This window comes from Legionella sp. PC997 (assembly GCF_014109825.1).
Taxonomy (GTDB): Bacteria; Pseudomonadota; Gammaproteobacteria; order Legionellales; family Legionellaceae; genus Legionella.
On sequence record NZ_CP059576.1, the window covers coordinates 1,135,962 to 1,151,507 of the forward strand.

The following is a 15,546-nucleotide window of genomic DNA, read 5'->3' on the forward strand; positions in this document are numbered from 1 at the left end:
AACCCGGGATCAATTAGATCGAACTCCTTGGTTCACTGCGCATCACCCAGGCTAGACTTGGTTAGGGATGTTGATGATTATGAGAGGGCAATTGAACATCTGGAATTTTTGCTTCATCAAACTGGGGTTCAGATTTCTTGGAGCGATGATCTTCCGCAATGTAAGTATATAGGGTAGGGACTACAAACAGGGTGAACCCCGTTCCGATTAACAGACCTGTAGCGATAACCAGCCCTATATCAAAACGGCTTACTGCTCCGGCACCACTAGCAAACAAGAGAGGTAATACACCAAATACCATAGCAGCAGTAGTCATGAGAATAGGTCTTAACCTAATTCCCGCAGCCTCTTCCACTGCAGCTCGTCTATCAAGATTTTTTTCGCGCTGTAAATGGTTGGCAAAATCAACGATCAAAATTCCATGTTTGGAGATTAATCCGATTAGAGTAATCAAACCAACCTGAGTGTAAATGTTGAGACTTGCCTGACCCAAATTCAAGGGAATTAAAGCTCCGCAGATCGACATGGGTACGCTGATTAAAACAATGAGCGGATCACGAAAACTTTCATATTGAGCTGAAAGTACCAAAAAGATAATGATGATTGCAAAAACGAATGCAAAAAGTAAAGCGCTTCCTTCTTGAATAAATTGTCTCGATTCACCACCATAATCAAAAGAAAAGCCTTTAGGTAAAGTATCATTGGCCGCATCTTGTAAAAATGCGAGGCCTTCGCCTAAGGTTTTTCCAGGCATCATTACTGCTTGAATGGTCGCAGAATTCATTTGTTGGAAATGTGTTGCTGCATTAGGTGCAGTTTGTTCTTTGGCAGTGACTACCGTTGAAAGGGGTACCATGGTACCGTTTATGGTTTTCACATATATTTGCCCCAATTGCTCAGGAGTCATACGAAACGAGCGGTTTAATTGGGGTATTACCTGATAACTGCGGCCTTCTAAATTAAAATAATTCACATAACTGCCTGATAAAGCACTGGTTAAGCTGCTTCCTACAGCCTGCATATCTAATCCCATTTCTGAAGCCTTAGAGCGATTAATATCCAATACAATTTGCGGTTTATTGAATTTCAGTGAATTATCGATGTAAATAAATAAGCCACTTTTTTTGGCTTTTTCGGTAAGCTTATCGGAGACATCTAACAAGCTCTGAAAGTCATTTGTTGTTTTAATAACGAATTGCACTGGCGTACCCCCTCCGCCGCCTGGAAGGGGGGGAGGGACAATTGCAAAAGCATTTAAGCCTGCAATCTTTGATAATTTATCTTGCAATGGTTGTTTTAAAGCAAACTGGCTTTGACTACGTTGATTCCATGGTTTCAATACCATCCCTGAGATGGTTTGACTGCTGTTGTTCACGGTAAAATAATTTTCTGTTTCAGGGAAACTTTTATAAATATCATCAAATGGTTTGGTGAAGGCTTCTATATAATTAAGTGTCGCATATTGAGGGATCATGGCCATGACAAAGAAGAAGCCCTGGTCTTCATCAGGGGCTGTTTCAGCGGAAGTATGGGTATAGAGATAAGGCAGCATAAGTATAACAATTGCCGCAAAAAACAACATAATTACCCGAGTGTACAGCAAACTGTGTAATGCATTTTGATATCTTACTTTTAGTTTATTGAAAAAAGTATCAAGAAAATTAACAAATTTGCCACTACTAATGTCTTTAGACAAAACCCTTGAACACATCATAGGAGAAAGAGTTAAGGCGATAACTCCGGAAATGATTACTGCACTCGCTAAAGTAAAAGCGAATTCTTTGAATAAAGCACCTGTTAACCCCCCCATGAAACCGATAGGTGCATAAACCGCTGCCAAGGTTATAGTCATTGCAATAACTGGAGTAGCTATTTCTCGAGCCCCAATCAAGGCAGCGTCAAAAGGAGTTTTTCCTTCTTCGATATGTCGATGGACGTTTTCTACGACCACAATGGCATCATCCACTACCAAACCAATGGCGAGTACAAAAGCGAGTAAGGTCAGCAAATTGATACTGTATCCTAAAATAAGCATCAAGGTACATACACCTATTAATGAAAGGGGAATGGTTACCACAGGAATCAGTACCGAACGGAAGGAACCTAAGAATAAAAAAATCACTACGATAACAATCAAACCTGCTTCAATAATGGTATGGGTTACTTCATCCAAGGAGGCTCGAATAAATGCAGTTGCATCATAAACTATTGTTCCTGTTAAGGAGGGCGGAAATTCTCTGATAACCGAAGGAAGTATTTTTCTCACATCACTGATTACGGTCAGGGGGTTCGCAGTTGGAGTGGGAGTTATAGATATGAATACTGCTTTTTTGCCATTGAATGTTACTGAGGTGTCATAATCCTGTGAACCTAATTCAATAGTGCCAACATCGCGTAAGCGAACTATGGATCCTTTATCACTTTTAACAATTAAATTACTAAATTGAGTTGTGTCATTAAGATCGGTTTTTGCAGTAATGCTGATCGCAACGTATTCACTTTTTGTATTTCCTGCTGCAGTGAGGAAATTATTTTTGGCAAGTACCATAGAGACATCTGAGGGAGAAACCCCTAATGCGGCCATTTTAACGGGATCAAGAAATATTCGCATGGAGTAGGTAGCACCGCCCAAAATCTCTGCTTTAGCTACACCATCTACTGTTTGCAATTGGGGTTGGACAACACGAGTGGCATAATCAGTAATTTGCTGGGGTGTCATTTCCGTACTGTCTAAGCTGATATACATCAGTGCTGTTGAACTATCGGAAGTTTTCAATATAACGGGTTGTTGAGATTCTTTGGGCAATTGGTTTAATGTTTGTTGGACTTTACTCATCACATCAGTAAAAGCCACTTGCGGATCAAAGTTTAATTTAATATTGAGAGTGATGGTACTTAAGCCTTGAGTACTGGAAGAGGTCATATAGTCAATTCCCTCTGCACTGGCTACAGCTTTTTCTAAAGGTGAAGTAATGAATCCGGCAATAAGATCTGCATCTGCACCAGGATATCCTGTCATAATGGTAATAACTGTATTGTCCATGCGGGGGTACTGACGAATTTGCATCTTATAGATCGAGTTGATACCAAAAAGCAGAATGAGCAAACTAATTACCATGGCAAGTACGGGCCGTTTGATAAAAAGATCGGTAAACTTCATAACGTGTTCCTGATTAAATTTTTGTAATAGGTATGATATGCCTATATTAAAATTAACCTGGGTTTATTTGACCCAGGTTACTATGATTCAATTAGTTTATTGTCCCAATATATCCGGATTACTGATTTCATTTAGTTTGACATCATTATTGATTACAACAGGCGTGCCATTTTGTAATTTTATTTCTCCGGCGCTTACGACCAATTGTCCTGGCTTAACTCCTTTTTTGATTACCGTATAATTTCCTCGTTGTTCTCCGGTTGAAACAAAAACACGTTTGACCGTGAGTAGGTCAGAACCATCTTCATTTTTCTTTCCTTCCGCATTTTTTTCAATGATGTACACTGCGTTACCGTAGAGACTGTATGATATAGCGGTTGAAGGAACAATCACGGTATTAGGCTCAGGCGGTTGGCTTATTTCAATTGAAGCAAACATACCCGGCACAAAGGTAAAACTATGAATTTTATTTTTGCTATTTAGATCAGAATTGCACGTAACAATTCGTTTATTGCCCATGGATTCTTTTCGGGTTTCGACTAAAGGAGAGTGTTCAGGATCTTTAACTGCTGCGGTAGGGCAATTAGCAAGGGTACCTTGTACTAACATATTGTGTGTGTTGAGATCCACTTTAGAGTTTATTGCAGTAACTTTGGCCTCAAAAAGAGCATTAGGAAATCCTTCTACGGAAAACGTAATAGTTTGGTTAGGTTGAATACGTTTATACATTTGTTCGGGGAGATAAAACTCCAAATACAAGGGGTCAAGTGATTGTAAGGAAACAATTGTAGTTTGTCCCGGGCTGATAAATTGGCCTAGGTTTACTTGTCGTATACCTAATTTACCCGCAAAGGGTGCGGTAATGTGCTTTTGCTTAATCTGTGCTTGCGTTTGATCAAGTTTTGCTTGGGCTTGATCGAGATTTGCTTTAGCTTCATCAACACTGGAAATAGGAGCTGCACCACGTTTGAACAAGTCATATTGACGTTTATAACTGAGCGTTTTCAGGGTTAATTCTGCTTGATTAAATTTTAATAACGCTTGATCCACACTATCATCAATAGTAATTAAGGGGGCATCTTTATCAACATATTGTCCTGATTCAAAATCAATTTTTACCACATTTCCTGAAGCTTGGGCGCTTACATCGACTCCGTTAAATGCAACAAAATTCCCTACGGCATTAATGGTTGGCTGCCAGTTTACTGACTTGGCAACAGCTGAGGCGACAGAAACAGCAGGTGGTTGGTAGCTTGCAAAAAAACGCTTAATCAAAATTGATTTGATCAGGTTAAAAGCAATGATCCCACCGAAAACAATCACTAAGGCGACTCCCATTATGATCATTCGCTTTTTCATTAATACTCCCCTAAATGCTTAAAAAAAACGATAATTTTGAAACCCGCCAACTATACCATGAAAGATGAATATTATTACCCTATATTGTGCTTATAAGTTTCAATTTTATTTATTTCATGGTTATAAAAATATCCTATTGACTAAATACAACACTTTGCTACTATGCTGCTTTCATTAAACGAAGGAGAAACCATGAAGTTGAAGTCCTTGTTATTTGCTCTTTGTTTTAGCTTGATCGGTCAAGCTTTGGCTGCAAACGCACATTTGCATCCTAAAGCTACTGAAGCTGACAAAAATAAACCTGCTGGTAAATCAATGATGTATCCTGGTTATTGTGAAATTGAAATCATCAATAACAGTGTTGATAATGTTCGCGTCTACGGTTCTTTTGATGATGGTGCTCCTTTAGATCCATTCACCATATTTTACTATGATGCACCTCATTACATTAGCTTGTACTACTACGGTTACTGCCATTCTGGTATGAACCTGTTGATCCAATCTCCTTATGGTACTATTTACTCCGGTTGGACTAATGTAAATAGCACTGTACGTATCGTTAATTACCTGAACAAAGGTATTAAAGGCGATAAAGTTGAGATTACGGCAAAAAAATAAGTAATTTCTAAAAATAAGCAATAGCTTATTTGATGATAGGGAAGTTGCATGCAAGTGCACCTTCCCTTTTTATTTGTGTTCCAGGAGTTGTTCATGAAGCGTTTAATCCCTTTTCTTTTGTTAGTCCCTTTTTTGACTTCGTGTGAGATGTCCGACCCGGAATATTATGATGCGGGTTATTATCACACTGTTCCTCCCCGAGCTGAAATCTATGGTTTCGATGAGCATCCACAGGACTACCGGCCTCGTCTTCCTTACCATCGCGGTCAAAAAATAAATGCCACACCGAGTCAGAATAAAGTGCACGGCCATCACCAACAAACTCACAAACAAATTCCGAATCCAAAACAAGTTGTTGTGAACAATTCAAATAAGAGCACTGCTCATGGACATGAGAAGAAAAATCAGGTGGTGAAACATCACCCATCAGAATTGGGATCCAAGGTTGTAGTTACTGAATAATGGAAAAATTTTAGGAAGGGAATCTATGTTTGCGCAACCTGGGTATGTTTGGTCCCAGCCCAGGAAATGCGTTTTTTTAAATCAAAATTACAGCATGATTTCCAATTTATATTCACGATTCGTATCCCGGTAAATTTTGTGGTAGTCTTAGGACGTTTTTCCTTTAGGGGTTTTGAGGATGCGTAACTTACTTAAAATACTGTTTGTAGGACTTTTATCTATACTTATCATAGCATGTGTTGCTTCTCCTGGAAGTGAGAGTACGGGAGAGTTTTTGGATAGTTCGACTACCACTACTAAAGTGAAAGCAACATTAGTAAATCATTTAGGACGTACGGGTTTAGCCGTGCAAGTTAAAACCTTTAAAGATGAAGTGCAGCTCAGTGGTTTTGTTGCTACCCCAAGATTGAAGCAAAGAGCAGGGATTATTGCTGCGAGCGTGGATGGTGTTAGAAAGGTACGTAATGACATCATCGTTAGACCTTAACCATTTTCCCAAGGATTACTCATGTTTGACCGAAGCTATACTATAAAACATTTTGATGATGAATTATTCCAGGCTATTGTTGATGAGCAACGCCGACAAGAAGAGCATGTAGAGCTTATTGCGTCGGAAAACTATGTGAGTCCCCGAGTACTGGAGGCTCAAGGTTCTGTGTTAACTAATAAATATGCTGAGGGATATCCGGGCAAACGTTATTATGGCGGATGTGAGTATGTCGATGTGGCTGAAGAGCTAGCAATAGCCCGCGCTAAAAAACTTTTTTCAGCGGATTATGTTAATGTTCAACCTCATTCTGGATCCCAGGCTAATGCGGCAGTAATGATGGCTCTATTAGCTCCTGGCGATGTTGTTTTAGGTATGGCATTACCGCATGGTGGTCATTTAACGCATGGTTCCAAAGTCAATTTTTCGGGTAAGCTTTATGAAGCAATTCCTTATGGGGTGGATGCGAATACTGGTTTAATCGATTATGATGTATTAGAGAGTTTAGCCCTCGAACATAAACCTAAATTAATCATTGCGGGGTTTTCAGCTTACTCTCGCGTTCTTGATTGGGCATGGTTCAGAACTATAGCGGATAAGGTCGGAGCTTTCTTAATGGCCGACATTGCTCATGTGGCTGGATTGATTGCTGTAGGTCTTTATCCCTCACCTGTTCCTTATGCTGATGTAGTAACCACCACAACTCATAAAACACTCAGAGGACCAAGAGGTGGGATGATTTTATGTCGTGCAAATGAGGAAATCGAGAAAAAATTAAATTCATCCGTTTTCCCTGGCAATCAAGGGGGACCCTTAATGCACGTGATTGCTGCCAAAGCGGTTTCCTTTGCTGAGGCCTTATTGCCTGAATTTAAAACTTATCAACAACAAGTATTAGTGAATGCTAAGACTATGGCTTCAGTACTTATGAATCGCGGTTATAAAATTGTTTCAGGGGGCACTGATAATCATTTATTATTAGTGGATTTAATTGATAAAAATATTACGGGTAAAGATGCCGATTCAGCCTTAGATAAAGCAAATATTACCGTGAACAAAAACACAGTGCCTAATGATCCTCGCTCTCCTTTTGTAACGAGTGGCTTACGTTTGGGAACTCCAGCAGTTACAACAAGAGGATTTAAAGAAAAAGAAATAACGCTTTTGTCCAATTGGATAGCGGATATTCTTGATGATATTAACAATGAAGCGACCATAGCAAAAGTTAAAGAACAAATATTGCTTTTGTGTCGTGAGTTTCCGGTTTATGGATAATTATGTTTTGCCCTTTTTGCCACGCAGAAGAAACTAAAGTAGTGGACTCGCGCTTGGTCGCTGAAGGCGCCCAAGTGCGTAGAAGACGAGAGTGTCTTGTATGTCACGAACGGTTTACTACGTTTGAAACAGCTGAATTAATCATGCCGTTAATTGTTAAACGTGATGGCAGGCGTGAGCCGTTTAATATTGATAATTTACGTTCCGGCATGTTGCGCGCTTTGGAAAAAAGGCCCGTCAGTGTTGATGCCTTAGAAGCATCAATTATTGCGATTACACAGGAAATTCGCCGTCGAGGAGAGCGAGAAATTGACTCCCAGATTATTGGTGAATTGGTCATGAAGGAATTATATAGTTTGGATCATGTAGCTTACGTTCGTTTTGCGTCGGTGTATAAGCGCTTTAAAGACGTAAGTGACTTCAGACAAACAATAGACCAGATGAATAAAGACTAGGGTAGTTAAAAATATTACTTGTTAGGGGCACTCAGGCTCCAAAAAGGGTAAATTTTTTAATACTCAGTATTCGCTATTTTTATGCTCTCTCAATAAAATTAAAAGAGAGGTTTTATAGATGTTACTAAGAATTCATGAGGTTAAGGTGGAAAAGCAGTCAATTAGCGGTAAAAGAAAAGCCAGAAAATTAGCACTTCAGGCTCTTTATCAATGGTTAATGTCTGGAAGTGATTTAAATGAAATCGAAGCACAATTTCGAATCGTTAACAATATGGATAAAGTGGACGTAGAATACTTTTGCCGTATTTTACATGGCGTTCCAGCTCATGTTGAAACCTTGGAAGCAAGTATTACTCCTTTTCTTGACAGAGATATTACCGGCTTAAATCCAATTGAATTGACTGTATTGCGCATTGGTTCTTTTGAACTATTACATTGTCCGGAGATTCCATACAAAGTCGTTCTTGATGAATCAATATCGCTGACGAAAGAATTTGGATCTCAGGATGGACATCGTTATGTTAACGGTGTATTAAATAGTTTGGCACAACAGGTACGTTCAGTCGAAATCAGTCATAACTATGGATGAGTTCACCCTTATTGAGCATTTTTTTAAACCCCTAGATTATAAGCGTGATGATGTATTATTAGGTATTGGTGATGATGCTGCTTGTGTGCGTCTTTCTCAGGAAATGGATTTACTTGTGAGCACGGATACGCTTGTGTCAGGAGTACATTTTCTCCCTCAATGGAATGCCTATGATATTGCATGCAGGTCAGTCATGGTCAATGTGAGCGATATGGCCGCTATGGCGGCAACCCCTTGTTGGATTACTCTTGCTCTAACCTTACCTGAACTCAATGAACAATGGCTCAATTTATTTACGCAAGGGCTAAAGGACTCCTTAAACCGATTTAATATGACTTTAATAGGTGGCGATACCACACAAGGTCCTTTATCGATAACGCTTACTATTTTTGGAACCACGCCCAAAGGAAAAGCAATATCACGGAAGGGAGCAAAACCTGGGGACATTATCGTGGTTTCAGGTGAGTTGGGTGCTGCTGCTTTAGCTGTAAAATTTCTTGAAAATCAGCATCTATCAAAGCAAGATAAAGGTGAATTAATGGAAAAATTAATCCACCCTAAACCTCGAGTGGATTTAATTGAGTTTTTACGATCTTATGCAACTGCAGTTATAGATATTTCGGATGGGCTTAGTGCGGATTTAAGCCATGTCTGTGTCGCGAGTGGTGTTGGTGCATGCCTCAATAAAGATGCAATTCCAATACATCCCTTGCTTAATAAATATTGGAAGGATAATGCAGTTGAAATGGCATTGACTGGCGGTGATGATTATGAATTATGTTTTACCGTACCCGAACATCACTTAGCTTTATTGATAAATGATTTGAAGAACGCTAATTTGCATTGTTACCCCATTGGAGTAGTTGAGGAGAGCCCAGGTTTAAAAATGAAAGATGCAAACCATCAATACCATGAGTTAAAACCAAAAGGATACTCACATTTTTAGCCAAAGATATGAATAGAGCATCGTGGAGTGGCTAGTGTAAGTTATTGTATTTTGATCCAACTTTTTAAGATTAGCTAAGTAAGAGAAGAAGAAATGAAACAAATAAATTTAGCAAAAAGTGTTTTTCAGGATCCTATATATTTTATTGCCTTCGGGTTTGGTAGTGGTTTAATGCCAACTGCTCCGGGTACATGGGGCACATTAGCTGCAATACCGGTGTATTTATTGCTTATGGGTACTCATTGGGTAGTTTATCTTTTATGTACATTCCTTGCTTTTTTATTGGGAATATGGGTAAGTGAAAAGATTACTCAGGATTTGGGGGTACACGATTATAAAGGGATTGTTTGGGATGAGGTTGTAGGTTATTTATTAACTATGTTCATGGCACCTCACGGGGTCAAATGGATGATCTGTGGTTTTATTTTGTTTCGTATTTTTGATATTTGGAAACCCCAACCTATTGATTATATTGATCAGAAAGTACGTGGTGGTTTAGGTATTATGCTGGATGATGTATTAGCTGCAGTGCCTGCCTGGATATTGATGCAAATTTTAGTGTGGAGTTTTGCTTAATGAATGAGAACCATAAAGAACTCATTAGTATGGGTTTAACTATTGGTATTGTAGTCCTTAGTTTATTTATTATTCATCGTTTTATTCCATCATTAATATGGGCATCTATAATCGTTATTGCTACTTACCCCTTGTACGAAAAATGGTGTAAGTTTTTTGGAAATAAAAATAATTTATCCGCGTTACTTTTTACTACTTTAATCGGTTTGTTGTTTTTACTTCCTTTAAGCTGGTTATTGGGGCTGTTAATCAAGGAATTACAAATATTCATTAATTTCCTGCAAGATATAAATCACCAAGGTGGTGCTGCCCCTGGCTTTTTAAGAGACTTTCCATTTTGGGGGACTGAATTAGTTGCATATTGGGATGAACATATTGGTAAACCAGGAATGATTAAGAGTTTATTGTCTAATGTTCATTTATCGCTTACACCAACTAGCTATTATGTAAAACAAATAGGGGCAAGTTTAGCTCATCGGAGCGTCCAGGTAGGCTTTACGCTGTTAAGTTTGTTTTTCTTTTATCGTGATGGAGACCAGTTATTATCTCAAATTTACCAAGTAGGAGAATATTGCTTGGGGAAAAGATGGTTTCGTTACGCAGATAGACTACCCAGAGCACTTAGGGCTACGGTTAATGGTACGATAGTAGTGGGCCTTGGAGTAGGTATTTTAATGGGAGTCTGCTATGGTTTGGTTGGTTTCCCAGCACCTACCTTAGTGGGATTTATCACTGCACTCGCAGCAATGATCCCCTTTGTTGTTCCAATAGTATTTATTACGGTAGCAATGGTTCTTTTTTCCTTTGGCAGTATGATTGGTGCAATTGTAGTTTTGGTTTGGGGCACCCTTGTGATGTTTGTTGCAGATCATTTTGTTAAACCTGTTTTAATCGGTGGTGCAATTGAGCTGCCTTTTTTAGCTGTATTGTTTGGAATTTTAGGCGGGGTGGAAACTTTAGGGCTTCTTGGTTTATTCGTAGGCCCTTTGGTTATGGTATTGTTCATGACTTTATGGCAGGAACCACAAATTCTAAATCCTAAAACACCCCTCCAGTATTAAAAAAAGTAAGGGTTAATGTGAGCTGTTTACGACCCGTCGCCTTAGATAGTATACGACGAGGGGTCTTGATTCACAGAGGATATAATGTCTCATATTACTAATCTATCCCCTAATTTTTTTTAAGATACTTTACTTATAAGTACATTGGTCAAAGCGATAAACGATACCTACATTACCCATGTGAACTTGTAGAGTTCTACCAAAATCGTCGTTACTGGCTGTTGCTAAATAACGATAGGAAGCATTTAATGCCCAGTTTTCTGCAAAATTATAAGTTAGCCCCGCAGTCCCCTGATATGCAAAGGCTCCTTCCGTGACGCCAAAGGAGTATGCACCAAAGGGGCCTGTACTATCCAAAGAAGTCTCAATATAAGCATATCCGATACCCACTCCTAGGAACGGAGATATTGAGGGTAAGATAACATCAGCAAAATCATAATAAATATTTGCCATACCAACATTGGCATTGGTATTCCCTGATACTCCAGTTTGAGCAATGAAGTCAACATCAAAGTCTTGGGTATTCGCTTGTAAGTAGGTGTACTCTAATTCATAACGAATTGGATTACTTTGATAACCTAAACGTAGTCCAGCATTAAAACCACTTTCATAATCTACGTTATCAAATAGAAATCCCAAATGGTGTTTTGATACATTTCCAGAGATGTGGGTATATCCACCAAATACGCTGGAATACCATCCATTCACTGGTACTGCAGCTACAGCAATACTACTTGATAATAAAGTAGCTGAAAAAAATGCAAATTTCATAACATCCCTTTGTTATTATTTTTTTTGTCGAATCATGTTAACGTGTTACTTTAAATTTGCAAGTATTAGACACGCATATTTTTTTGAAAAACGAATGATGAATGTGCTTTTTTAATTATATAAGTGTGCTTAATTTCGGTAAAATTTATTAGCAATATTCTGGTTGCCTGAGATTACCTACTGTAAATTTAAGAGTGAAACTCTTTTTGGCAAAAATTGGAACAAAGTCTATACTTTCAAGTGGTATTTCTTATTTAAGAGTTCTTCGTAAGTAGATGCCAATGCCAACAAAGCTTAAACCAATGCTCATGATATTCAGTAGAGCAACGGGTTTTAGAGAATTCAATTTTATCTTTTTGAAAATGCAAGTCTAAGGCCATCAGCTAATGGAGTGGGTTAAAAACGAACAATTTTTATAACTTAGTGCGATGTAGAAAAATTAACATGACTATACGTATGCGAGCAATTTAGCATAATAATTTTCTACTTGTATAAAATTAACATTAATGTAATCATGAATTTTGCATCATGAAAAGGAGTTTCAAAAATGCCAAAAAAAAAATCATTGAAAATACCCAAAGAATTTGTGGAACAAGTGGTAGGGATCATTGCAAATGAGTCCGAAGCAGGACGCCAAAAAATAGTCGCTATTGCTCGAAGAGCAGAAAAAAATTATCAGCGCCCGGTACAATCATGGGTAACCGGCTGGTTTTATCAGCACACCAGAACTCGTGGTGAAAAAATAGAACAATCCATTAATGTCATGAAAGACTTTCCTGATGCTTATACTCGATTGCTGGAATTAAAGCTCATGATTAGTGAAGGTGAATGGAATGTAAACAGCTCCTATAACTATTTTCTCTTTCTTGAATTAATCGATGCCGTGCCGGACTATCAACCCGTTGAAGACAGCCAACTTCCTAAATTTATAATGGAACTTAAAGACGAAGTATTAGCTGAAATTAATATCTTTATGAACCAATATAAGCTCTCATTGGAAGAGAAAAATAGATTAAATGAAGAACGTGAAGCGATAACTCTATCATCAATTCAATTAGTTAAAGATGTACTGGTCTTTAATAATCTTTCTACTGCAAAAGAGCAATCGGTGCAACAAAACAAGATTGTTTTTACTCTAAGTTATAAAAATTCACAATGGCATCTTTCTTTGGTTGATTCCTCCGGAGAGGTTTATCCTCTAACTCCAGGTGAAGAATTGGCTCAGAAGCTGGCCACCCTTGAAAATCGGGACATAGAAAAATTAAACCCTGTGCATTTAAAACAAGTTAAACGAGAGTGCCTTGCAGCAAGAAAAGAATACCTTGCTAAAGTTCATTTACTCATTAATCCCAAAAATACCAAAACGAAGCTTGAATTAACTAATGAAGATCTTAAAGAGCAAGGCATTACTTCAACATTCGTTTTACGACGTACTGAAAAAGAAGAGGTAAGCCTTTGGTGGATAAATAGTCTAGGAAATGCAAGTAAAATTTCATTATCTGATCATCCTAAGCTGGATTTCTGGTTAAGTAACCAGAAGGGAGAATTTAAAGAGGCAGATGTTTTGCAGCTTAAAGCCTATTTGTTGCAATTGAATACTAATAAATCAATTTCTTCTGAAAAAATGGTTGAAATGAATAATATGATTTCTCAAGTATTGCAAAATAAAAGTAAGCTAAAACAACAAGAACCTTCCAGTCAAGGCAAGATCAATTTAAAGGAATTTGCTCTGCTCGAAAAACATATGAAGGCTCGAATTGAAAAAGAATCAACCATAAAACCTAATTTATCTAAGGAAGAAGTTGTAGAGGCAGTTGCTAATGAGACGCCTGCAGAAAACACGTCAAAAAAGTTAGACGATAGTAGGTATAAAGCACTTTCAAAGCTACCAAATTTTTGGCAACAACGAAAAATTGCTGCGGAACAAGCGACCATGGAAGAATCAAAAACTTTAACAAATGGTTAATTTTTGTCTCCTAGTCGATTATAAAGAAATTAGTTTTGTAACCTGGGTGAAGGCGTGAGCCGTAGCCCAACCCAGGAACTTGTCATTAAAAACTGGATAAATTATTCCCAAACCACTTCATTCTGCGGAGTTTACGACAAAGAATCTTCTTAATTTAGCGTTATATGCACTTACAGGAAATCTCCCACTGTGAGTTTCGGTTGACATCGAGAGGCACGTTTAAAACCCATTGGTAATTGGATAACGCCAGTCCTTTCCAAAAGCAGTGGGACTTATTTTAATTCCAGGTGCCGATTGACGGCGTTTATATTCATTGCGTTTGATCAAATGAATCACTTTGTTTACTGTCTCTGCAGAATACCCTTGTTGAATGATTTCTGTAGGTGATAAGTACTGTTCCATGTAAGAAACTATGATTGCATCTAATATCTCATAGTCAGGCAAACTGTCCTGATCGGTCTGATCCGCTCTTAATTCAGCGGACGGGGGTCGGGTTATCACGCGTTCAGGAATGATTTCAGAAAGACTATTCCGGTATTTGGCAAGTGCATAAACTTGAGTTTTAAGTACATCTTTGAGTACCGCAAACCCACCGGCCATGTCTCCGTATAATGTAGCGTAACCTACAGCGGATTCACTTTTATTCGAGGTTGTGAGTACCATTTTCCCCATTTTATTTGACAATGCCATAATTAGCAGACCCCGAATACGAGCTTGAATATTTTCTTCGGTTGTATCAGGGGCTAGTCCTGTAAATACTGGTTCAAGTGTGGTTAGCAGTGCATTAAAAGCGGGTTCAATTGATAATAGGGAATGGGATACATTCAATTTTTTTATTTGAACTAATGCATCTTCATTACTCATTTGCGCGGTATAACGCGAAGGCATAAGTACGGCATGAACTCGCTCGGCTCCTAACGCATCAACTGCTATAGTCAATGTTAGTGCCGAATCGATTCCTCCTGAGAGTCCGACTAGAACTCCGGGGAAATGATTCTTATTGACATAATCACGTGTACCACAAACTAAGGCGTCATAGATTAAGGGCTCAAACTCAAGAAGAGGAGCCACTGCCCCTGTAATGTGGTTTCCTTGGATCTCAACGGTACACAAATCTTCTTTAAATGCGGGGGCTCGTGCACAAACTGTTCCTTTGGTGTCGATTGCTAAGGATTGGCCATCAAATAATAGTTCATCCTGGCCGCCAATTTGGTTCACATAGATTATGGATATCCCTCGCTGTGCATAAAATCTTAAAAGCGATTCTCTTTTGAGATATTTGCCGCAATCAAATGGGGATGCATTTAAAATGAGTAAAACCGAAATTCCATTTTCTATCAAATCTTCAGTAGGGCCTGGATACCAAAAATCTTCACAAATCATTACTCCTACTTTGTATTGATTTATATCTAGAACACATGGATTTCTTTTTCCTGGGGTAAAATAACGTGCTTCATCAAAAATTTCATAATTAGGTAAATTTTGTTTATGATACTCGCTTATTTTTTGTCCATTATGAAAAATACTCACACTATTGTAGAGTTGTTGGTTACGCGAAGGATGACCTACTAACACATAGCAATCTTTAGTTGCAGCTTGTATTTGTGTTAAATGCTCATCAACTGCTTGTTGAAATTCCTTACGCAATAGTAAATCTTCGGGAGGGTAACCCGTTAAAGCCAGTTCAGGAAAAAGAATAACATCGTGTGTTTTTTGTTTACTTTTTATAATCTCTATAATTTTATCCCTGTTCGACGTCAAGGCGCCTACTGTGGGATTGATTTGTGCCATAAGTACACTAAGCTGATTCTGCATTATATA

Annotated in this window: 14 protein-coding genes; 10 read left to right on the top strand and 4 right to left on the bottom strand. The window is 38.3% G+C overall.

The window, feature by feature from the left end; all coding sequences use genetic code 11:
* Window positions 1-61 precede the first annotated feature (61 nt).
* Both HBNCFIEN_RS04710 and HBNCFIEN_RS04715 read right to left on the bottom strand, forming a co-directional pair.
* A complete protein-coding gene (locus HBNCFIEN_RS04710) occupies window positions 62-3,160 on the bottom strand; it encodes an efflux RND transporter permease subunit (RefSeq protein WP_182392925.1) in 3,099 nt (1,032 codons plus the stop codon).
* Between the two features lie 96 nt (window positions 3,161-3,256).
* Window positions 3,257-4,519 (bottom strand): efflux RND transporter periplasmic adaptor subunit, encoded by a 1,263-nt coding sequence (locus HBNCFIEN_RS04715; protein WP_182392926.1) that lies wholly within the window; start codon window positions 4,517-4,519, stop codon window positions 3,257-3,259.
* A 192-nt stretch (window positions 4,520-4,711) separates the two neighbouring features.
* Between HBNCFIEN_RS04715 and HBNCFIEN_RS04720 the strand changes: the two genes are divergently transcribed.
* The 9 genes from HBNCFIEN_RS04720 (at window position 4,712) to HBNCFIEN_RS04760 (ending at window position 10,988) form a co-directional block, all read left to right on the top strand.
* The gene (locus tag HBNCFIEN_RS04720) at window positions 4,712-5,137 is read left to right on the top strand and encodes a hypothetical protein (protein ID WP_182392927.1); all 426 of its coding nucleotides are present in this window, start codon (window positions 4,712-4,714) and stop codon (window positions 5,135-5,137) included.
* A gap of 93 nt (window positions 5,138-5,230) precedes the next feature.
* A complete protein-coding gene (locus HBNCFIEN_RS04725; protein ID WP_255464350.1) occupies window positions 5,231-5,599 on the top strand; it encodes a hypothetical protein in 369 nt (122 codons plus the stop codon).
* 178 nt (window positions 5,600-5,777) lie between these two features.
* Complete coding sequence (locus HBNCFIEN_RS04730; protein WP_182392928.1) at window positions 5,778-6,086, top strand: BON domain-containing protein; 309 nt, start codon at window positions 5,778-5,780, stop codon at window positions 6,084-6,086.
* 21 nt (window positions 6,087-6,107) lie between these two features.
* A complete protein-coding gene (glyA, locus tag HBNCFIEN_RS04735) occupies window positions 6,108-7,361 on the top strand; it encodes a serine hydroxymethyltransferase (RefSeq protein WP_182392929.1) in 1,254 nt (417 codons plus the stop codon).
* 2 nt (window positions 7,362-7,363) lie between these two features.
* Window positions 7,364-7,816, top strand: coding sequence for a transcriptional regulator NrdR (gene nrdR / locus HBNCFIEN_RS04740; protein ID WP_058468406.1), 453 nt, complete (start codon window positions 7,364-7,366; stop codon window positions 7,814-7,816).
* A gap of 145 nt (window positions 7,817-7,961) precedes the next feature.
* Window positions 7,962-8,405: a transcription antitermination factor NusB gene (gene nusB, locus HBNCFIEN_RS04745; RefSeq protein ID WP_182393611.1), complete on the top strand. Its 444-nt coding sequence runs from the start codon at window positions 7,962-7,964 to the stop codon at window positions 8,403-8,405.
* Window positions 8,398-9,351: a thiamine-phosphate kinase gene (thiL, locus tag HBNCFIEN_RS04750; protein WP_182392930.1), complete on the top strand. Its 954-nt coding sequence runs from the start codon at window positions 8,398-8,400 to the stop codon at window positions 9,349-9,351. Before nusB ends, thiL begins: the two co-directional genes overlap by 8 nt.
* A 93-nt stretch (window positions 9,352-9,444) precedes the next feature.
* Window positions 9,445-9,927 (top strand): phosphatidylglycerophosphatase A, encoded by a 483-nt coding sequence (locus HBNCFIEN_RS04755; RefSeq protein WP_182392931.1) that lies wholly within the window; start codon window positions 9,445-9,447, stop codon window positions 9,925-9,927.
* A complete protein-coding gene (locus HBNCFIEN_RS04760) occupies window positions 9,927-10,988 on the top strand; it encodes an AI-2E family transporter (RefSeq protein WP_182392932.1) in 1,062 nt (353 codons plus the stop codon). The genes HBNCFIEN_RS04755 and HBNCFIEN_RS04760 overlap by 1 nt, the downstream gene beginning before the upstream one ends.
* A 129-nt stretch (window positions 10,989-11,117) precedes the next feature.
* Here the strand turns inward: HBNCFIEN_RS04760 and HBNCFIEN_RS04765 are convergent, their stop codons facing one another.
* The gene (locus HBNCFIEN_RS04765) at window positions 11,118-11,759 is read right to left on the bottom strand and encodes an outer membrane protein (protein WP_182392933.1); all 642 of its coding nucleotides are present in this window, start codon (window positions 11,757-11,759) and stop codon (window positions 11,118-11,120) included.
* A gap of 547 nt (window positions 11,760-12,306) precedes the next feature.
* On the opposite strand from HBNCFIEN_RS04765, the gene HBNCFIEN_RS04770 reads away from it, so the two are divergent.
* On the top strand, window positions 12,307-13,725 hold the full coding sequence (locus tag HBNCFIEN_RS04770; protein ID WP_182392934.1) for a hypothetical protein: 1,419 nt from the start codon (window positions 12,307-12,309) through the stop codon (window positions 13,723-13,725).
* Window positions 13,726-13,944: 219 nt separating this feature from the next.
* Here the strand turns inward: HBNCFIEN_RS04770 and HBNCFIEN_RS04775 are convergent, their stop codons facing one another.
* Window positions 13,945-15,540, bottom strand: a complete 1,596-nt coding sequence (locus HBNCFIEN_RS04775; protein WP_182392935.1) for an NAD+ synthase — start codon at window positions 15,538-15,540, stop codon at window positions 13,945-13,947.
* Window positions 15,541-15,546: the final 6 nt, after the last annotated feature.

Bases quoted from the DNA above. Each gene is read 5' to 3' on its own strand.
- HBNCFIEN_RS04710 (WP_182392925.1), bottom strand. From the start codon at position 3,160: ATGAAGTTTACCGATCTTTTTATCAAACGGCCCGTACTTGCCATGGTA.
- HBNCFIEN_RS04715 (WP_182392926.1), bottom strand. From the start codon at position 4,519: ATGAAAAAGCGAATGATCATAATGGGAGTCGCCTTAGTGATTGTTTTC.
- HBNCFIEN_RS04720 (WP_182392927.1), top strand. From the start codon at position 4,712: ATGAAGTTGAAGTCCTTGTTATTTGCTCTTTGTTTTAGCTTGATCGGT.
- HBNCFIEN_RS04725 (WP_255464350.1), top strand. From the start codon at position 5,231: ATGAAGCGTTTAATCCCTTTTCTTTTGTTAGTCCCTTTTTTGACTTCG.
- HBNCFIEN_RS04730 (WP_182392928.1), top strand. From the start codon at position 5,778: ATGCGTAACTTACTTAAAATACTGTTTGTAGGACTTTTATCTATACTT.
- glyA (WP_182392929.1), top strand. From the start codon at position 6,108: ATGTTTGACCGAAGCTATACTATAAAACATTTTGATGATGAATTATTC.
- nrdR (WP_058468406.1), top strand. From the start codon at position 7,364: ATGTTTTGCCCTTTTTGCCACGCAGAAGAAACTAAAGTAGTGGACTCG.
- thiL (WP_182392930.1), top strand. From the start codon at position 8,398: ATGGATGAGTTCACCCTTATTGAGCATTTTTTTAAACCCCTAGATTAT.
- HBNCFIEN_RS04755 (WP_182392931.1), top strand. From the start codon at position 9,445: ATGAAACAAATAAATTTAGCAAAAAGTGTTTTTCAGGATCCTATATAT.
- HBNCFIEN_RS04760 (WP_182392932.1), top strand. From the start codon at position 9,927: ATGAATGAGAACCATAAAGAACTCATTAGTATGGGTTTAACTATTGGT.
- HBNCFIEN_RS04765 (WP_182392933.1), bottom strand. From the start codon at position 11,759: ATGAAATTTGCATTTTTTTCAGCTACTTTATTATCAAGTAGTATTGCT.
- HBNCFIEN_RS04770 (WP_182392934.1), top strand. From the start codon at position 12,307: ATGCCAAAAAAAAAATCATTGAAAATACCCAAAGAATTTGTGGAACAA.
- HBNCFIEN_RS04775 (WP_182392935.1), bottom strand. From the start codon at position 15,540: ATGCAGAATCAGCTTAGTGTACTTATGGCACAAATCAATCCCACAGTA.